The organism is Microbacterium sp. SLBN-146 (assembly GCF_006715145.1).
GTDB lineage: Bacteria > Actinomycetota > Actinomycetes > Actinomycetales > Microbacteriaceae > Microbacterium.
The window spans coordinates 1-18,046 of sequence record NZ_VFMR01000001.1 but is presented as its reverse complement, the minus strand read 5'-3'; the positions used below and the strand labels follow the sequence as shown (position 1 = coordinate 18,046).

The following is an 18,046-nucleotide window of genomic DNA, read 5'->3' as shown; positions in this document are numbered from 1 at the left end:
CCGACCCTGGAGGACATCATCGCCAGCCCGACCGGCATGCTCGCATCGCTCCGCCGCGCCTGGATCTTCATCCTCGTGCTCGGCCTCGTCGGTGCCGGCGTGGGTCTCGGCTGGGCGGTGCTGAGTCCCGCGAAGTACTCCTCGTCGAGCGACGTCTTCTTCGCCGTGCGTGCCGGCGGGAGCCTCAACGAGCTCACGCAGGGCAACCAATTCATCGAGTCGCGCTTGCGGTCGTACTCCGCCGTCGTGACGTCGCCGCTCGTGCTCGACCCCGTCATCGAGGAGCTGGGACTCGACGTCACCGCCGACGAACTGGCCCGCCAGGTGTCGGCCGAGACCCAGCTCGACACCGTCATCCTCACCGTGACGGCGACGGACGACACAGCAGAAGGTGCGGCGGAGCTCGCGCGTGCCGTCGTCTCGAGCCTCGAGACCGTCGTCCCGACGCTCGAAGACGGCGGGGAGTCCGGCCCGCAGGTCGCGATGACCGTGACGCGCACGGCTGCCGTGCCGCAGGCGCCGTCCGCGCCGCATCCCCTCCTCTTCGTCGCGCTCGGCGGGCTCCTCGGCCTCGTCGGCGGCGCGGTCGTCGCGATCGTCCGTGGCCGGGTCGACGATTCCGTCACGGCACCCGACGACGTGGCCGCCGCTGTGCCCGACGTTCCCGTGCTCGGGATGCTGCCCCGCTCGGCGCACGGCGAAGGGGTCACCGACGCTGTCATCGAGGTCCGGACGATGCTCTCGGCGGTCCTCGCGGGCCGCGAACGCACGTCGGTCCTCGTCACGTCGCCGACCCGCGGGGAAGGGCGCACGACGACCGCTGTGCTGCTGGCTCAGGCGCTCGCCGCGACGGGGAAGCGCGTCTGCCTCGTCGACGCCGACCTCCGCCACCCCGGCGTCGCGCGTCAGCTGGGGATCGAGGACGGCGGGCTGGATGCGGTGCTCTCGGGCGGCGCGACCCTCGCGAACGTCCTCCGTCCCGTCCCGGGCGGCGAACTGTCGGTCATCGCGGCGTCTGCCGTGAAGAACCCCGCTGCGCTCCTCTCCTCTGCCGAGATGGATCGGCTCCTGCGCCGCCTCGAGGTGCACTGGGATGCCGTCGTCGTCGACGCCTCCGCGTTGTCGGAAGGGCCTGACGCGACGATCCTCGCCGAGTCGGTGGGTGCGGTCGTCCTCGTCGCCCGCATCGGTGTCGCGACGCGCCGGAGCCTCGCGCGGGCGGCGGCGCGGATCCGCTCCGTCGGCGGTTCGCCCGTCGGGATCGTCGTGACGGCACGCCGCGCGAGCGCGCGGTCCTCGCAGCGATGACGTCACCCGCGTCGCCGCTGCGCTCCGTCTTCGTCTGCCACTCTTCCCTCGCCGTCGGCGTCGAGCGCACGCTCGTGACGCTCGTGCGCGCCGCTGTCGAGCGCGGCGACGCCGTCGACGTCATCATCCCCGGCCCCGGGCCTCTCGTCGACCTGCTCGAGCAGTTCCGCGGGCGCATCGGCCTGCGTTTCCGCAAGGCGCAGTGGTGGATGGGACCGGACCACACGGGACCGCGGGGCATCGCGAAGCTCCTGCACGCCGCGTCGCAGATACCCGTCTGGACGCGGATGCTCCGCCGGTCCCGCCCCGATCGCGTCTACGTCATGTCGACCGTGTGCCCCGCGCCCATCGCGGCGGCACGGCGGTCGGGGGCCGCCGTCGTGGTGTTCCTCAGCGAGAGCATGCGCACGAACGACACGCTCCGCTCGGTCATCTCGAAGCCGGCCATCGCGCGGCGTGTGCGGGCATGGGCCGACGTCACCGTTGCCGTCTCCGACTTCGCCGCCGCGCAGTGGGGCGGAGCGGACGTCGTCGAGGTGCCCGAGATCGTGCCGCCGGGTGCGCCCGTCGAGCTCGCGACACCCCCGGCATCCGGACCCCTGCGGCTCGTCATGCTCGGCACGCTCTCCGCCGAGAAGGGCCAGGCCGACGCTGTGCGCGCCGTCTCCCGTGCACGCGAGCAGGGCGCCGACGTCATGCTGGACCTCTACGGCGACGCCGACGCGGTGGCGCTCGCCGACCTCCTGCGTCTCGCCGCCAACCTCGGATCCGCCGACATCGTGCACCACCGGGGTGCGACATCCGACGCGCTCGCGGTGCTTCGCGGCGCCGATGCGAGCCTCGTGTGCTCCCTCAACGAGGCCTACGGCCGCGTGACGGCGGAGTCGCTCCTCGTGGGGACTCCCGTTGCCGGCTACCGCCTCGGCGGCACGGCCGAGATCCTCGCAGCGGGCGGCGGGGTCCTCGTCGACCCGACTCCCGACGCACTCGCCGACGCCCTCGTCGCGCTGGCCGCACGAGGCGATGTGCTCGACGACGTGAGAGCGCAGGCCCGCGAGCGCGCATCCACCCGTGAGGGCTTCGGCGACGCGGCGGCGACGCTCCGCGCGATCGAGGATCGGATCGCGGCTCAGGCCTCCGACGCGTCCTGAAGGGTCACGAGCGCCCAGAACAGCACAACGGCCTTCGCCGTCGTCACGGCGAGCACCGCGACAGCGGCACCGATCGCGCCGCCCGCGACGGCGCCGATCGCGATCGCCGAGATCGTCGCGACGGCGAACGCCGTGCTCGTGATCGCGACGAAGCGGTGGCGCCCGCGCCCCTGCAGCAGCGATGAGTACGGCGACGTGAGCCCGATCGCGGGGAGCGAGAAGACGAGGATCGCGAGGGGGAGCGCGGCATCCGCATACTGCTCTCCCAGGAGGAAGACGACGATCGGCCCCGCGAGGAACGCGAGGACGCCCGCCGGGACGATGAGCGCGAGGCCCGCCGCCCCCAGGAGGAGCGCCGCCCGTCGTGCGCCCGAGTGCGCCATCCGCGTCGCATGCGGCAGGACGACCGCCGCGAGCGTCGACGAGACGAGCTCGAACGGTGCGACGAGCTTGGCGGCGGCCGAGTACAGACCCGCCGCGGTCGGACCGGCCGCGATCGCCGTGACGGCGACGTCGAGGGTGCGGGACTGGATCGCGATGTCATTGACGGCGAAGGGCACGGAGTCGCGCAGCACACCTCGCCAGCTCGACGCGAGCCGGACGTGGACGCCGGCCCGCCGGAGCGTGAGGCTCGCGTGGACCTGGCCGAGGACCGGTCCCGCCGCCGTCGCGATGCAGTAGGCGGGGATCGCGGCGAGTCCTCCGAGGAGCAGCCCGAAGAACACCGCCGCCGTCGTGAGTCGGCGAAGGAGCACCGAGACAGCGGGGCGCAGGCGCTCGCCGTCGGCGATCGCGACCGACAGCGACGCGTCGACGTTCTTGTCGAGCGCCGTCCCGATGACGAGCAGGACGAGGACGCCGGCGAGGTCGATCGGCACGAGTCCCAGGAGGAGCGCTGCCGCCGCGATCGCGCCGCCGAGGATCGACGTCACGATGTTGAGCACGAGCGCCGTCGCGACGTCGTCGTTCGCGCCGAGCGCCCGAGCGCGCCCGAGGTAGCTCGGGATGCCCACGCTGCACACGATGAACCAGAAGAGCAGAGCACCCGTGATCGCGGTGATCTGGCCGTACTCCGCCGCGAGGACGCTCCGTGCGAGGACGATGCCGACGAGCGCCTGGATGACGGCGCCCGCGAGCCGCGACACGAGGATCGCGGCGAACTGGCGCGTCACGTGGCATCCGCCGTTCGCGCGAACGCCATCAGGAACAGCAGACCGAGGAGGGCGTGGAGGGGCAGGAGCGCTTCGATCGCGTTGTACCCTGAGATCGCGATGACGAGCGCGATGAGCGCGGCGAGGATCGGGATGTTCTTCCGCGTGAGGGCCGCGACGGCGGCGAGCACCGTGATGAGTCCCAGCGCGATGGCACCCGGAAGCCCGAGGCTCAGGAGGATCTGCAGCGGCGAGCTCTCGACGACGTACTGCTGGTCGTTCCACGGCGCGAGGGCCCGGTCGGCCATGCCGGGCCCGACGCCGAGCCAATCGCTCGCGCGGATCGCCGTGAAGGTGATGTCGGTGATGGTCCCGCGCGCCGCGCTCGAGGTCGAGGCCTCACTGCTGTCGACGCGGGACTGCAGGAGACCGGATGCCGCGATCACGAGGGCTCCGACGCCGGCGACGGCGACCGCTCCGCCGTAGCGGGGGAGCACGCGTCCTCGCGCGAAGATCGGCACGAGGACGAAGATCAGGACCGCCGCGACGGCGGCGGCGGCGAGGGCGCTGCGGGACACCGTGAGCGTCAGTGCCGCGGCGGCGGCGACTCCCCAGAGCCACGGTGCGCGGGGGACCGTGACGAAGCGCGCGAGGGCCGCCGCGACGCTCGCGGCGAAGAACGTCGCGGCATACAGCGGATGGCCGAAGGAGCCGTGTGCACGGTAGACGGCCCAGTCCTGCGTGACCGACCGGCCGACGATGTCGTAGATCCGACCGTAGAGGGGGTTCGAGCCGAGAGCGTACTCGATCCCGATGTAGAGCGCTGCGACGATCGTCACGACGGGCCAGACGCGCCACAGAGTCTGCAGTTCGCGCTCCGCGCCGCCCGCGAGAAGCGGCAGGACGACCGCGAGGATGAGGCTCGCCATCCACTGAGCGCCGAGCTGGAAGGCGACGGCGTCCGTGCTCTGCGTGAGCAGCCAGCATCCCCATGCCGCGGCCGCGACGGCGGCGATCCGCGCCCACAGCAGGAGGGAGTCGCCCCGCGCCGCGCCGCCCGTCACGATGCGGCGGACCGCCCAGACGCCGAGGGCGATGGCCGCGGGCGACGCGCCGTTGAGGTATCCGACCGCCTGCTGCGGAACGAAGACGAACGCCGCGAGCGAGATCGACGGGAGGGTGTGGACAGGAGCGAGGACCAGGACCGCGAGGAACCCGACGGCCGCGACGGCGGTGACGAGGAGCTGCGGCGTCGGAGTGACGACGCGAAGCCCGACGACGACGACCGCGACGACGACGAGCGCTCCCACGCTCGACAGCAGCCGACCCTTCGCGAGGGTCGTCACGTCGAGAAGTCCGTCGCCCCGGCGCTGTGGAAAGCGGCCGTCATGTTGCGCTCCCACTGAGCGGGACTCAAGTGCTCGGCGGCGTACGCGCGCGCGTTCGCGCTGAGGATGCGACCATGCGCCTGGTCGTCGACGACCGTCCGGAGCGCCGCCGCGAGCTCGTCGACGTCACCGGCGCCGACGAGGAGTCCGCGGTCTTCGCCGAGCTGCTCCGTGATCCCGCCGACGTTCGTACCGATGACGGGCACATCGGCCGACATCGCCTCGTAGACGACGAGCGGGCTCACTTCGTGCCAGACGGAGGGGACGACGAGCGCCGCGGCATCCGCAAGATACCCCGCGACCTCGTCGGGGGCGACGGATCCCGCGAAGGTGACAGGGGCATCGAGCTCGGTCGCGAGGGCGATGAGCGCCTCCTCATCGCGGCCGCCGCCGACGATGACCGTGCGGACGCCAGAGGTCGCGGCGGCCCGGATGAGCACGTCGACGCCCTTCTCGGGTACGAGCCTCCCGACGTAGAGCACGTGATCGCGCTCGGCGACGGGCCGCTCCGGGCCGAGCTCGACGGGATGCGGGAGGCGCCGGATGCGCTCGGCCGACACGCCGGCCGCCGCGGCGGCACGCTCCTGGAGGCCGTTGAGGACCGTCACGGTGCCCGCCTTGCGGTAGCTTCCCCGCGCGCGCGTCGCGATCGCCTCGAGCGAGAGGGCGACGCCCGCCGGCGCACTCCCCGCCCAGCAGCGCTCGACGGCGGGGGCATAGGCGAAGCCGGCCTTGTGATCGAGGCACCGCGTGCAGATGGTCCCGGTGCGCTCGGAGAAGAAGCGGTAGTTCGGGCAGGCGATCTTGTAGTCGTGGAGGCTCAGGACGGTCGGGATGCCGCGGGCCGCCAGGTCGTCGAGCATGACGGTGCCGAGCTGGTGGTAGACGTGCACGACGTATGCCGCATCGATCCGCTCGGCGTCGAGGAGCTCCCCGAGGAGGCGGCGCGTGTCCCGCGAGAGGGTCGCCCGCTCGAGGGTCCGAAGGCCGTCCTTGACGTTCGAGACGCGGAAGTCGACTTCGCTCGGGAAGTAGGTCGCGTACGGCGTCGGCATGGAGTCTTCCTCCGCCATCGCGAACGGAATCACGTCGTGCCCCGCCGCCTCGAGCCAGGCGGTGACGGCCGCGACGTGCGCTTCGACACCTCCGACCATCCGGTGGTACTTGTTGGCGACGAGGATCCTCATGACGTCCACTCCACGTGGTCGCGGGCGTGCGGGTCGGTCGCCCAGGTGAGGAGCCACCCGCCGAGCACCCATTGATCGTGTGCCCACTCGCGACGCGACGGGACGATGACGGATGCCGCGACCGCTGCCCCCGCGATCGCCATCCGCGCCGCGGCGGCCAGCCCGATGACGGCCCTCACCTGCCAGGCGGGCGATCCCGTGTGATCGAGCCAGGACATCGCGGGCGCTGTCGCGAGCTCCATCTGTCGGAGCTGCCGTGCCATCGCGGTGTGCGACTTTCTGCTGTGGCCGCCCGTGTGGAGGGCCCGCAGCCGCGTGTCGACGCGCACCGCGAGCCCCGCGCGCCGTGCGCGGTGGCAGATCTCCTGGTCTTCGAGATACATCGGAAGCCGGGTGTCGAGGCCCTCCCCGACGACCTCCCGCCGGATCGCCATGTAGGCCCCCGACGTGAAGTCGACGTCGATGCGGCCCGCGCGGGAGGCGCGGATGCTGCGTGCGGGCGAACCGAGCACGCGGGCGAGACCCGGAGCCCCGACGACCTCGGCGAACAGGCGGCGTCGGTTCCAGGCACGCCGGAGGCTCCCGCGGTCGGCGGCCCCGGCCTCGTCGACGAGGAGGGGCGCGGAGATCCCGACGCGGGGATCGTCGAGGCCCGCGAAGACGGCGGCGATCGTCGCGGCATCCGTCGTCACGTCGGGGTTCAGCAGGGCGACCGATTCGAGGGCCCCCCAGGCGGCCTCGGCGCGGGTGACGGCGTCGTTGACGGCGGGGGAGAAGCCGGCGTTGTGGTCGGCGACCTCGGCGATGACGCGTGCGGAGACGTCGGTGGTCACGTCGCGGACGATGGCGATCGTCTCTTCGCTCGCGCTGTTGTCCAGGACGACGAGATGCGCGGACTCATCGGCGAGGAGCCAGTCGCGCAGGGTCTCCGACTGCGCGCGGATGAGGTCGGTCACATTGAACGCGACGACGACGATGAGCTTCACAGGTCCCCTCCCCAGGGGTGCTGCACTCTTCGCAGCCGGTCGGCCCCGGCGTGCGAGGCACCCGTCAAGTATGACCGATCCGCCTCCCCCTTCTGTCGAGACCCCGCGATCTCGCCGAGGCACCCCGTCGTTGCGCGCATATAGCGGGGTCAGTCGGCGAGATCGCGGAGTCTCGACGAAGAGGGGGACGGGGAGGGGGAAGAGGGCAGGGGGGGCTAGGGGGTGAAGCGGGCGAGGAACTCGCGCGTGCGCGGTTCGCGCGGGGAGCCGAAGATCTGCGCGGGCGGCCCCTCCTCCAGCATCCGCCCGTCGTCGAGGAAGACGACGCGCTTCGCGATGTCGCGCGCGAACGACATCTCGTGCGTCGCCATGAGGATCGTCGCACCGTCGTCGGCGAGCGAGCGCACGAGCTCGAGCACTTCGCCCACGAGTTCGGGGTCGAGGGCCGACGTGATCTCGTCGAGGAGCAGCACCTCGGGATCGGTCGCGATCGCTCGGGCGATGGCGACCCGCTGCTGCTGGCCTCCCGAAAGGCGGTCGGGATGCTCGTGGGCCTTGTCCGCGAGTCCGACCCGTTCGAGCAGGGCGAGCCCGCGCGCGGCGGCCTCGCGACGAGGAGTCTTCGCGACGACGCGAAGACCGAGGGTCACGTTGTCGAGCACGGTCAGGTGCGGGAAGAGGTTGTAGCTCTGGAAGACGGCCCCGAAGCGCGCACGGATGCGGTTGGCGTCGATCCGGGGATCGGAGATGTCCTCGTCGCCGAGGAAGATCTGGCCGTCGTCGATCGGCTCGAGCAGATTGAGGCACCGCAGGAGCGTCGACTTCCCCGACCCCGAGGCGCCGATGACGGCGACGACGTCGTGGGCCGAGAGCTCGAGCGAGATCCCCTTGAGCACCGGTTTGTCGCCGAACGACTTCCACAGGTCGGTCGCGCGGAGGAGCCCCGTCATACGATCGCCCCGATCTGCTCGCGGCGCTGCAGTCGCGCGGCATACCAGTCGGTGAGACGGATCGTGGGGATCGCGAGGAGGATGAACAGGATGCCGGCCACGACGTACGGCGTGAAGTTGTAGGTCTGCGCCGACTCGACCTTCGCCGCCAGGATGGCGTCGGCCGCGCCGAGGATCGAGATGAGACCCACGTCCTTCTGCATCGCGACGAAGTCGTTCATGAGCGGGGGAGTGATCTTGCGGAAGGCCTGCGGCAGCACGACCCGCCGCAGCGTCTGCGTGTAGCCGAGGCCCATCGCGCGTGCCGCGAGGCGCTGCGACGGATGCACGGCCTCGATCCCCGCGCGGATGACCTCGGCGACGTACGCCGAATACGTGAGGGTCACGGCGAGCGTCCCCAGCACGATGACGGGGATCCGCACGCCTGCGAGCGTCGGAAGTCCGAAGCCCACGATGTACAGGACGATGATGAACGGGAGCCCGCGGAAGATGTCGGTGTAGGCGGCGGCGAGGACGCGCACGGGAAAGAAGACAGGGCCGCGGAGAGTGCGCAGGAACGCCAGGAGGAGCGCGAAAGCTCCGACGGTGATGACGGAGAGTCCCAGCACCTGGAGATTGAGGAGGAACCCCTCCCAGATGCGGGGGAGGGAGTCGAGCGCGATCGCCGGGTCGAAGAACGCTCGCTGGACGTCGGCCCACCCGGGCGAGAGCGCCGCCGTCGTCACGACGACCGCCGCGAAGGCGAGCGACGAGGCGACCGCGATCAGCACGGAGCGGCGGGACTGCCGCGCGCGGAAGCTCCGCCGCTCGAGCTCGAGCGCGCTGGGCGTGTGGGTCGTCACGCCTCGACCGTACCGAAGTGCGTCGAGTCGAGGGTCACTGGAGCAGCGTGACGCCCTGGCCCGCTCCGAGCCACTCGTCGGTGATCGCGGCGAGGGTTCCGTCTTCGCGGAGCTCGTCGATCGCGGCGCTCACGCTCTCGGTGAGGGGGGAGTCCTTCGAGAGTACGACGCCCCATTCGTCGGCGATGCCGCCGGCGGGCAGTTCGCCCACGATGAAGGAGTTCTCGATGTAGACCGAGGTCGCGAGGAACGCCGTCGGCAGGTCGATCACGAAGGCGTCGATCTGGCCGGCGTTGAGCGCTGCGACGACGTCTTCGTTGGAGCCGAAGAGCTGCGGCGCGACGTCGGGCTCGACGACCTCTTCGAGCGTCTGGGCGCTCGTCGACCCTGCCATCGCCCCGATCGTCAGGCCCTTCAGGCCGTCGATCGAGTCGACACCGTCGGCCGCCCCGCCCTCGACGGCGACGATCGCCTGGCTGGCGGCGTAGTACGGCGACGAGAAGTCGACGGCCTGCTTGCGCTCGTCCGTGATCGTGTACTGCTGGATGTTGAAGTCGAAGTTCTTGGGTCCCGGGGCGATCGCCGCTTCGAAGCTCGTGCGCACCCACTCGACGTCGTCGGGGGCGAACCCGAGCTTGTCGGCGATCGCGTAGGCGATGGCCGCTTCGAAGCCCTCGCCGGACGAGGGGTCGTCGTCGATGACGTACGGCTCGTAGGCGATGTCGCCCGTCGCGATCGTGAGCGTGCCCGGCGTGACGTAGGCGTCGTCGCTCACCTCGCTGCTGTCGCCGCTCTCGGGCTCTGCGGACGCCGCGCAGCCGCTCAGGGCGAGGGCGGCGAGGGCGACGCCGGCGACGGCGGTACGGAGCAGGGCGGAACGACGGGACATGGGGCCTCCTGGGCTCGGGTGCTGGCGGGCGCGAAGGGTGCTGTCGCGGCATCCGCTCTTCCATGATGACGGTGATCGGATGCCGCGGGCTCACCCGACGACGCTTTGTTACGGTCTTGATGCACCGAGGCCATCAAACCCGCCCCCACCCATCCCCGCACCCTCCAGTTGCCGAAAAGACCCAAACCGCTGCGTCTGGGCGCCGAATCGAGCAGTTCGGGTCTTCTCGGCGTCCAGGGGGTCGTCCCCGAGCTCGAGCGTCGCCTGGCCGCCCCGGGCCCGCTGCCCCGGCCCCCCGGGCGGCGAGAAGACGCGAAACGTCGGTTTCGGCCCGAGTTGCGAGCAGTTGGGGTCTTCTCGGCACCCGGAGGGGGACCCCAGCAGGAGCAAAGGGCGTGAGGGATGCCGGCGGCTAGAGCTCGTCGAGCATGCGTCGCTGCTCGTCGGTCAGGCCGTCCTTGAGCTCGCGGCGGCCGGTCTCCCCGGCGCGGGTCGAGCGGACCTCGGGGCGTGCGGCCGCGGCATCCGTCGCTCGCCCACCCGTCGCGCGGTCGTACACGGCCCCGGCCCGCGCCTCGATCCTGTCGTCGACGGCGGCGTAGATCGCCCAGGCGATCAGGAGGGCGATGGGCGGCAGCACCCAGCCCCAGAACCACCCGCGCACACTGACGCCCGAGAGCAGGACGACGGCGATCCAGATGATCAGCTCGACGAGGAAGACGAGCACCGCCTGCACGAGCCACTCACCGGCGCGCGTCCGCTGACCGGCCGACTTCGCGGCGGCTCCCGCGAACGCCTTCTTGATGACCGGCTTCAGCCAGATGGTGGCCGCGGTCAGCAGGATGGCCGCCCAGAATGCCGCCCACCCGACCGCGACACCCGGCACGATCCAGCCCATGACGAGCAGCACCACGACGTTGAAGAGGTACAGGGAGACGAACCGCACGACCCAAGCCTTCATGCGTCAAGCCTGCCACGCGTCGCCCGCGGGCGGGAGGTCACCCGATCGACACCAACTGATCGAGGTCGTCGTTCGGAAGCGCGTCGACCGTCGCCGTGACCTGCACCTCGACGAGATCGGCCCGGCCGGACATCACGTTCAGGAAGGCGGTGTCAGCGGCATCCCGTCCCGTCGCGATCCGGACGAGCGTCGAACGGGGCGCGAGGGTCGTGGCGTCGACGACCCGCCATGCGCCCTCGATCCACGCCTCGGCGACGGCGTGGAAGTCCATCGGGTCGAGGCCCGGAGCGTAGACGGCGACGAGACGTGCCGGCACGCCGAGGCTGCGAAGAAGTGCGACGCAGAGGTGGGCGTAGTCGCGGCAGACGCCCTGCCGGGCGAGGAGCGTGCGGGTCGCACCGTCGGTCGGCAGGGACGATCCCGGCACGTACGACAAGTGGGTGCCGACCCAGGACGACACCGAGGCGAGGAGCTGCGCGGGATCGTCGATCCCCGCGAACTCCGCCGCGGCCGTCGGTGCGAGGGCGTCGGATTCGGCGTAGCGACTCGGGCGCGTGTAGGTGAGGAGGTCGATGTCTGCGGTCTCGATCGCCGCGCCCGCGCCCTCGATCTGCGCGGAGTACTCCACGACGAGCTCACCCGTTCCGCTCTCGACCCGGTGCAGGCGCGTGCCGTGCACGTCACTCAGCTCGGTATGCGTGACCGCGGTGCCATCGAGCGTCGCGGTGAACGATTCGGCGGTGGGTGCGTAATGTTCCGAGACCCCGATCGCGAACACGAGGTCGGCCGGCTCTGTGATGTTCAGCACGATGCGGCTGGTGACGTCTCTCTGCATGCGTCCAGCCTGGCAGGCCGTCGTGTCGCGCGCATGAAGGTTGTGCGACGGGCTTCGTCCGGATATGCGCCCCCGCGGCATCCCTCCCCGTTCACTTGTCGCGAATGGCGGATGCCGCGGCCCCGACCCCGCCCTTCGGGACAAGTGAACGGAACCCCTGCGCGTGAACGGAGCCCCGCGACGCGTCAGTACGACGCGCGCGAGCCGAGCGCCGAAGAAGACCAGCGCGCGGCGAGGGCCTCGGATCCGCGTGCGAGGAGGGCCACGTCCGCGCCCACGAGCACGAACGACGCGCCGGCGTCGAGGTAGGCCTGCGCCGCGGCCGGGTCGAAGGCGTTGACCCCGACGGGCTTGCCCGCCGCCCGCACGGCGTCGAAGGCGCGCCCGACGGCGGCAACGACGTCGGGATGCGTCTGCTGACCGAGGAGACCGAGGGATGCCGCGAGGTCGCTCGGCCCGACGAAGACGCCGTCGACGCCGTCGACCGCTGCGATCTCGGCCGCAGCCTCGACTCCCGCCGCGGTCTCGATCTGCACGAAGAGCGACACGTGCGCGTCGGCGTTCGCGAGGTAGTCGTCGACCCGGTTCCAGCGCGCCGATCGGGCCAGCGCCGACCCGACTCCGCGCACCCCGCGCGGGGGATACCGCACGGCGGAGACGACCGAGGCAGCCTCCGCGGCGGAAGACACCATCGGCACGAGCAGGTTCTGCGCCCCGAGGTCGAGCACCTGCTTGATCGTCACGACGTCGCCGATCGGCACGCGCACGACGGGCGTGATGTCGGATGCCGCGACGGCCTGCAGCTGCGCGAGGACGGACTCGAGACCGGTCGGAGAGTGCTCCATATCGATCAGCAGCCAGTCGAGGCCCGAGCCGGCTGCGATCTCGGCGACGAGCGCCGAGCCCGTGCAGACCCACATGCCGGCGAGCGGTCGCTCGGCGGCGCGCAGGTCGTCGCGGAATGTCAGACGAAGCGGCATTCGATGACCCCCATCGGTCCGAAGTCGCAGCGCACCTCGTCGCCCCGCGACATCCATACGGGCCGCGTGAACGACCCCGCGAGAATGATCTCACCCGCTTCGAGTCGCGCACCGTGCTGGTGGAAGGTGTTCGCGAGCCACGCGACCCCCGTCGCGGGGTGACCCAGGACCCCCGCGGCGACGCCGGTCTCCTCGATCTCGCCGTTCCGCGCGAGGACGCCCGGCACCCACCGCAGGTCGATCTCGTCGGGGCGCTTGTGCACGTCGCCGAGCACCATCGCCCCGTAGGCGGCGTTGTCGGCGATCGTGTCGACGATCGTCCGTCCCTCGAGCTCGATGTGCGAGTTCAGCACCTCCAGGGCCGGGACGGCGTAGTCGATCGCGGCGAGGGCATCGTCGAGCGTGCAGTCCGGTCCTTCGAGGGGCTCCCGGAGAACGAAGGCGAGTTCGACCTCGACGCGGACGTTCGAGAACAGCGCGACCGGGATCTCGTCCCCCGATCGGTAGACCGTGTCGTCGAACATGACGCCGTAGTCGGGCTCGGTGATTCCCGTCGCCTGCTGCATCGCCTTCGAGGTGAGGCCGATCTTCCGGCCCACCAGGAGCCGCCCGGCTGCGAGATTCTTGTCGCGCCACACCCCCTGGATCGCGTACGAGTCCTCGATCGTCGCGTCGGGGTACCGCGCCGTGATCCTCGGGATCATCCCGTGCGTGCGGTCGGCTTCCGCCAGTTCCTCCGCGATCGACGCGAGCACGTCGGGAGGCAGCGTCACAGCTGGTTCCCGAGCTTGTATTCGGGGAGGGATGCCGCTCCCTCGGCCGCCCGCGTGTACGAGAAGCCGTCGGCACCGATCGTGACGGCCATCTCCGACGAGTCGGTGCGGGCGACGACCGGCTGGGGATTGCCGTCGAGGTCGAGGACGAGCGACGCCTCCGTGTACCAGGACGGCACGACCGGGTTCCCCCACCAGTCGCGGCGCTGGTTGTCGTGCACGTCCCACGTGACGACGGGGTTGTCGGGGTCGCCCGTGTAGTAGTCCTGCGTGTAGATCTCGACGCGGTGACCGTCGGGGTCGCGCAGGTAGAGGTAGAACGCGTTCGACACGCCGTGGCGGCCCGGTCCGCGCTCGATCGCGTCGGAGCGCCGGAGGGCCCCGAGCTTGTCGCAGATCGCGAGGATGTTGTGCTTCTCGTGCGTCGAGAAGGCGACGTGGTGCATGCGGGGTCCGTCGCCGCCGGTCATGGCGGTGTCGTGCACGGTGGGCTTGCGGCGCATCCACGCGGCGTAGACGGTGCCCTCGTCGTCCTGGATGTCCTCCGTCACGCGGAAGCCCAGGTCCTGCATGAACTTCACGGCGCGCGGGACGTCGGGGGTGACCTGGTTGAAGTGGTCGAGTCGCACGAGGGCGCCCGGCGTGTACAGGTCGTACCGCCACGCGAGCCGCTCGACGTGCTCGACATCGTGGAAGAACTCGTACGGGAACCCGAGCGGGTCCTCGACGCGGACGGACTCGCCGATGCCCTTTGTGAACCCCTCGACGCGGCGCTCGACGCGGCATCCGAGCTCTTCGTAGAACGCGACGGCCTTGTCGAGGTCCTCCGGCGTCCGCACGCGGTACGAGAAGGCCGCCACAGCGGCGACGGGACCTTGCCGCAGCACGAGGTTGTGGTGGATGAACTCCTCCATCGAGCGGAGGTAGACGGTGTTCTCGTCCTCCTCCGTCACGATGAGGTCGAGCACGTCGACGTAGAACTGGCGGGATGCCGCGAGGTCGGTGACGACGAGCTCCATGTACGCGCAGCGGAGGATGTCCGGCGCGGGACTCGTCGGTGTCGGAACGGGGTTCGCGCTGTGGATCGGCGCCTCCTGGCTCACGTAGAAGCCCGAGGAGGTGAGGGTCATGTCATCGCGGTGGGTCATGTCAGCGTCCTTGCTCTGGTTCGCGGGAGAGATCAGTGGGATGCCGCGGCATCCGCCTTGCCGAAGGTCGGGTTGTGCGCGGGGCCGAGCGTGATGTGCACGGCCTGCTGGTCGGTGTAGAAGTCGATCGAGCGGTAGCCGCCCTCGTGCCCGAGACCCGAGGCCTTGACGCCGCCGAAGGGCGTGCGGAGGTCGCGGACGTTGTTCGAGTTGAGCCACACCATCCCCGCCTCGATCGCCTGCGAGAAGGTGTGCGCGCGCTTCAGGTCGTTCGTCCAGACGTAGGCGGCGAGCCCGTACTTCACGCCGTTCGCGAGCGCGAGGGCCTCTTCGTCGGTATCGAACGGCGTGATGGCCACGACGGGTCCGAAGATCTCCTCCTGGAAGATGCGCGCGTCGGGGGAGACGTCGGCGAACACTGTCGGCGCGACGTAGTTGCCCGTCGGGAGGTCGGCGGGGCGTCCGCCGCCGGCGACGAGGCGGCCCTCGGTCTTGCCGAGCTCGACGTACGACATGACTTTGGCGTAGTGCTCGGGATGGACGAGCGCGCCGACCTCGGTCGCGGGATCCTGCGGATCGCCGACCTTGACGCGCGACGCCTGCGCCGCGTAGCGCTCGACGAACTCGTCGTAGACGGGTCGCTCGACGAGGATGCGGGATCCCGCCGTGCAGCGCTCGCCGTTGAGCGAGAACACCCCGAAGATCGTCGCGTCGATCGCCGCGTCGAGATCCGCGTCGGCGAAGACGACCGCGGGCGACTTGCCGCCGAGCTCCATCGACAGGCCCTTCAGGAACGGAGCGGCGTTGGCGAAGATCAGCTGGCCCGTGCTGCTCTCGCCCGTGAACGAGATGAGGGGGACGTCGGGATGCTTGACGAGTGCGTCTCCGGCATCCTCCCCGAGTCCGTTGACGAGGTTGAAGACACCCTGCGGGAGCCCGGCCTCTTCGAAGATTCCGGCCCACAGCGACGCCGAGAGGGGGGTGAACTCAGCGGGCTTGAGCACGACCGTGTTGCCCGTTGCGAGCGCGGGGCCGAGCTTCCACGACTCGAGCATGAACGGCGTGTTCCACGGCGTGATGAGGCCCGCGACGCCGATCGGTTTGCGGTTGACGTAGTTCATCTGCCGGCCAGGCACCTTGAAGGCGTCATCGGTCTGGGCGACGATCAGGTCGGCGAAGAACCGGAAGTTCTCGGCCGCGCGCCGGGCCTGGCCGAGCGCCTGCGTGATGGGGAGGCCCGAGTCGAAGGACTCGAGCTCGGCGAGCCGGGCATCGCGGGACTCGACGAGGTCGGCGATGCGGTGGAGCACCCGCGAGCGTTCACGCGGCAGCATCCGCGGCCACGGGCCCTCTGTGAACGCGCGACGGGCGGATGCCACGGCGGCGTCGATGTCGGCCTTCTTGCCCGCCGCGGCACGGACGTAGGTCTCGTTCGTCACGGGATCGAGGACGTCGAACTCGTCGCCGTCGATCGAATCGACGAACCGTCCGTCGATGTAGTGGCGAATGCGGTCGGGGAGGTCGGCGGGAACGTGCCGGGTCATGGGGGTGCTCCTTCGGGAGGGGTCAGAATGCCGGCAGGCCGAGGGCCTCGTCCGGGTGCTCGTGGATCATGTAGGCATCGAGGGTCGCCGAGCGGTGGCGCCTGGCGGCCTTCTCGATCTCGCCGAGGGGTGCGCCGTTCTCGATGAGCTGGAGGATGTTCTCGTGCTCACGGACGGACTCCTGCGCGCGCCCGGGGACGAAGCTGAAGGTCGAGTCGCGCAAGTGGCCGAGGCGTCCCCATTCGGCGTTGACGAGCTCGAGCATGCGGGGGTTCGCGCACTTGCCGAAGAGAGCCGCATGGAACTCCTGATTGAGGGCCGTGAAGGCCTTCGGGTCGAAGTGCTCGAGCGTCTCGATCATGAGCTCGTTGATGCGCCGTGCCGCCCGGAGGTCGTCAGCGGTGAGCCGCCGCGCGGAAAGTGCCGTCGCGGCCCCCTCGAGGATCGACAGCGCCTGCATCGACGACCGGTACTGCGAGTCGTCGACCATCGAGACGCGCGCGCCGACGTTGCGCTCGAACGTCACGAGGCCTTCCGCCTCGAGCTGCCGAACGGCCTCGCGGACGGGAACGACGCTCATGTCGAGCTCGCTCGCGATCGTGCCGAGGACGAGGCGGTAGCCGGGCGTGAACTCCTGGCGCGCGATCCGCTCCTTGATCCAGTGGTAGGCCTGCTGCGACTTCGACAGGCTCTGCGTCTCGCTCATGACCGCTCCTCGTCGTAGCGTGCCCGCCACTCGGCGTTCATCGGGAAGAGCCCGTCGATGGGGTGGCCCTCCGCGACGCGCGCCGCGATCCAGGCATCCTCGTGCTCCTGAGCGAGCGCCGCGTCGGCGACCTCGTCGGCGAGCCCGGGAGGGATGACGATGACGCCGTCGGCGTCGCCCACGATGACGTCTCCCGGCTGCACGGTCGTGCCGCCGCATCCGATCGTGACGTCGTGATCCCACGGCACGTGCTTGCGCCCGAGCACGGCGGGATGGGCGCCGGCCGTGTAGACGGGGATCCCGACGGCCGTGACGGCGTCGACGTCGCGGACGCCGCCGTCGGTCACGATGCCCGCAGCGCCCTGGGCGTGCGCGCGGATCGCGAGGATGTCGCCGAGCGTTCCCGAGCCGGTCTCGCCCCGCGCTTCGATGACGATGACCTCGCCGCTCTCGACGGCGTCGAACGCGCGCTTCTGCGCGTTGTAGCCGCCGCCGTGGCTCGCGAAGAGATCCTCACGAAGCGGCACGAAGCGCAGGGTGCGGGCGGTTCCGACGAGCTTGGCGCCGGGATGCAGGGGGCGTACGCCGTCGATCGTGACGTTGTCGAGCCCGCGCTTGCGCAGCTGCTGCGACAGGCCGGCGACGGGAGTGCGCTCGAGCTTCGCGCGGAGGGCGTCACTCAGCGCAGGAGAAGTCCGCTCGGCAGGTCGACCGGGCGCGGATCCTCCTGTCGAGGCGAGATCTCCTGCATCCTGAACCGGGCCGAGCCCCGCGGCCTCGCGCGATCCCCACGCCTCGGCGCGCTGCGTGTCGTCGACGGCGGGGAGCGAGCCGAGGGTCTCGTCGAACGGCGCCTCGCCCTCGACGACCGTCGTCCGCAGTCGGCCGGAGGAGAATCCGGATGCCGGTGCGTCGACCTCCACCTCGACGACATCGCCGGGCGCGACGACGGACGAGCCCGCGGGCGTCCCCGTGAGAATGACGTCGCCCGGCTCGAGGGTCATGTGCTGCGACAGATCGGCGACGATGCGGGGGAGGGGGAAGAGGAGCCCGTCGGTCGTGTCGGCCTGTGCGAGCTCGCCGTTGACCCACGTGCGCACGCGAAGCGCGGCGGGATCCACGCTGCAGGCGTCGATGAGCGACGGCCCGAGCGGCGTGAACCCGTCGCCGCCCTTCGAACGGACGTTGGAGCCCTTGTCGTTCGCGCGGAGGTCGTAGAGTCCGAGGTCGTTCGCGGCCGTCACCCA

The 18,046-nt window shown here is 70.9% G+C and carries 17 protein-coding genes; 2 read left to right on the top strand and 15 right to left on the bottom strand.

Features of this window, described 5'->3' with window-relative positions; all coding sequences use genetic code 11:
- Nucleotides 1-36 precede the first annotated feature (36 nt).
- Nucleotides 37-1,308, top strand: coding sequence for a polysaccharide biosynthesis tyrosine autokinase (locus FBY39_RS00085; RefSeq protein ID WP_141929661.1), 1,272 nt, complete (start codon nt 37-39; stop codon nt 1,306-1,308).
- Nucleotides 1,305-2,459 carry a glycosyltransferase gene (locus FBY39_RS00080; protein ID WP_141929660.1) on the top strand — a complete coding sequence of 385 codons (1,155 nt, stop codon included), beginning with the start codon at nt 1,305-1,307 and terminating at the stop codon, nt 2,457-2,459. The genes FBY39_RS00085 and FBY39_RS00080 overlap by 4 nt, the downstream gene beginning before the upstream one ends.
- Here the strand turns inward: FBY39_RS00080 and FBY39_RS00075 are convergent.
- The 15 genes from FBY39_RS00075 to FBY39_RS00005 form a co-directional block, all read right to left on the bottom strand.
- Entirely contained in the window at nt 2,438-3,631 is a 1,194-nt protein-coding gene (locus FBY39_RS00075; RefSeq protein ID WP_141929659.1) for a lipopolysaccharide biosynthesis protein, read from the bottom strand. The two genes, FBY39_RS00080 and FBY39_RS00075, sit on opposite strands and share 22 nt — an antisense overlap.
- Nucleotides 3,628-4,956: an O-antigen ligase family protein gene (locus FBY39_RS00070; protein WP_141929658.1), complete on the bottom strand. Its 1,329-nt coding sequence runs from the start codon at nt 4,954-4,956 to the stop codon at nt 3,628-3,630. The genes FBY39_RS00075 and FBY39_RS00070 overlap by 4 nt, the downstream gene beginning before the upstream one ends.
- Nucleotides 4,953-6,185 carry a glycosyltransferase family 4 protein gene (locus FBY39_RS00065; protein ID WP_160132840.1) on the bottom strand — a complete coding sequence of 411 codons (1,233 nt, stop codon included), beginning with the start codon at nt 6,183-6,185 and terminating at the stop codon, nt 4,953-4,955. Before FBY39_RS00065 ends, FBY39_RS00070 begins: the two co-directional genes overlap by 4 nt.
- Nucleotides 6,182-7,171, bottom strand: coding sequence for a glycosyltransferase family 2 protein (locus FBY39_RS00060; protein WP_141929656.1), 990 nt, complete (start codon nt 7,169-7,171; stop codon nt 6,182-6,184). Before FBY39_RS00060 ends, FBY39_RS00065 begins: the two co-directional genes overlap by 4 nt.
- A gap of 215 nt (nt 7,172-7,386) precedes the next feature.
- Entirely contained in the window at nt 7,387-8,121 is a 735-nt protein-coding gene (locus tag FBY39_RS00055) for an amino acid ABC transporter ATP-binding protein (RefSeq protein WP_141929655.1), read from the bottom strand.
- Nucleotides 8,118-8,963 carry an amino acid ABC transporter permease gene (locus FBY39_RS00050; RefSeq protein WP_141929654.1) on the bottom strand — a complete coding sequence of 282 codons (846 nt, stop codon included), beginning with the start codon at nt 8,961-8,963 and terminating at the stop codon, nt 8,118-8,120. The genes FBY39_RS00055 and FBY39_RS00050 overlap by 4 nt, the downstream gene beginning before the upstream one ends.
- 34 nt (nt 8,964-8,997) lie before the next feature.
- Nucleotides 8,998-9,852 carry a transporter substrate-binding domain-containing protein gene (locus FBY39_RS00045; protein ID WP_141929653.1) on the bottom strand — a complete coding sequence of 285 codons (855 nt, stop codon included), beginning with the start codon at nt 9,850-9,852 and terminating at the stop codon, nt 8,998-9,000.
- Between the two features lie 412 nt (nt 9,853-10,264).
- A complete protein-coding gene (locus FBY39_RS00040; protein WP_141929652.1) occupies nt 10,265-10,813 on the bottom strand; it encodes a hypothetical protein in 549 nt (182 codons plus the stop codon).
- Between the two features lie 37 nt (nt 10,814-10,850).
- Nucleotides 10,851-11,648: a transglutaminase family protein gene (locus tag FBY39_RS00035; protein ID WP_141929651.1), complete on the bottom strand. Its 798-nt coding sequence runs from the start codon at nt 11,646-11,648 to the stop codon at nt 10,851-10,853.
- 185 nt (nt 11,649-11,833) lie between these two features.
- Nucleotides 11,834-12,628 carry an aldolase/citrate lyase family protein gene (locus FBY39_RS00030; protein WP_141929650.1) on the bottom strand — a complete coding sequence of 265 codons (795 nt, stop codon included), beginning with the start codon at nt 12,626-12,628 and terminating at the stop codon, nt 11,834-11,836.
- On the bottom strand, nt 12,613-13,395 hold the full coding sequence (locus FBY39_RS00025) for a 2-keto-4-pentenoate hydratase (RefSeq protein ID WP_260838042.1): 783 nt from the start codon (nt 13,393-13,395) through the stop codon (nt 12,613-12,615). The genes FBY39_RS00030 and FBY39_RS00025 overlap by 16 nt, the downstream gene beginning before the upstream one ends.
- Before the next feature lie 2 nt (nt 13,396-13,397).
- Entirely contained in the window at nt 13,398-14,549 is a 1,152-nt protein-coding gene (gene hpaD / locus FBY39_RS00020) for a 3,4-dihydroxyphenylacetate 2,3-dioxygenase (protein WP_141929649.1), read from the bottom strand.
- 32 nt (nt 14,550-14,581) lie between these two features.
- Nucleotides 14,582-16,093, bottom strand: coding sequence for a 5-carboxymethyl-2-hydroxymuconate semialdehyde dehydrogenase (hpaE, locus tag FBY39_RS00015; RefSeq protein WP_141929648.1), 1,512 nt, complete (start codon nt 16,091-16,093; stop codon nt 14,582-14,584).
- A gap of 22 nt (nt 16,094-16,115) precedes the next feature.
- Complete coding sequence (locus tag FBY39_RS00010) at nt 16,116-16,799, bottom strand: GntR family transcriptional regulator (RefSeq protein ID WP_141929647.1); 684 nt, start codon at nt 16,797-16,799, stop codon at nt 16,116-16,118.
- Nucleotides 16,796-18,046 (bottom strand): fumarylacetoacetate hydrolase family protein (locus FBY39_RS00005; protein ID WP_141929646.1); only part of this gene is annotated, 1,251 nt, incomplete at its 5' end. The genes FBY39_RS00010 and FBY39_RS00005, both read right to left, overlap by 4 nt.

Bases quoted from the DNA above. Each gene is read 5' to 3' on its own strand.
- FBY39_RS00085 (WP_141929661.1), top strand. From the start codon at position 37: ATGCTCGCATCGCTCCGCCGCGCCTGGATCTTCATCCTCGTGCTCGGC.
- FBY39_RS00080 (WP_141929660.1), top strand. From the start codon at position 1,305: ATGACGTCACCCGCGTCGCCGCTGCGCTCCGTCTTCGTCTGCCACTCT.
- FBY39_RS00065 (WP_160132840.1), bottom strand. From the start codon at position 6,185: ATGAGGATCCTCGTCGCCAACAAGTACCACCGGATGGTCGGAGGTGTC.
- FBY39_RS00055 (WP_141929655.1), bottom strand. From the start codon at position 8,121: ATGACGGGGCTCCTCCGCGCGACCGACCTGTGGAAGTCGTTCGGCGAC.
- FBY39_RS00045 (WP_141929653.1), bottom strand. From the start codon at position 9,852: ATGTCCCGTCGTTCCGCCCTGCTCCGTACCGCCGTCGCCGGCGTCGCC.
- FBY39_RS00040 (WP_141929652.1), bottom strand. From the start codon at position 10,813: ATGAAGGCTTGGGTCGTGCGGTTCGTCTCCCTGTACCTCTTCAACGTC.
- FBY39_RS00035 (WP_141929651.1), bottom strand. From the start codon at position 11,648: ATGCAGAGAGACGTCACCAGCCGCATCGTGCTGAACATCACAGAGCCG.
- FBY39_RS00030 (WP_141929650.1), bottom strand. From the start codon at position 12,628: ATGCCGCTTCGTCTGACATTCCGCGACGACCTGCGCGCCGCCGAGCGA.
- hpaD (WP_141929649.1), bottom strand. From the start codon at position 14,549: ATGACCCACCGCGATGACATGACCCTCACCTCCTCGGGCTTCTACGTG.
- hpaE (WP_141929648.1), bottom strand. From the start codon at position 16,093: ATGACCCGGCACGTTCCCGCCGACCTCCCCGACCGCATTCGCCACTAC.
- FBY39_RS00010 (WP_141929647.1), bottom strand. From the start codon at position 16,799: ATGAGCGAGACGCAGAGCCTGTCGAAGTCGCAGCAGGCCTACCACTGG.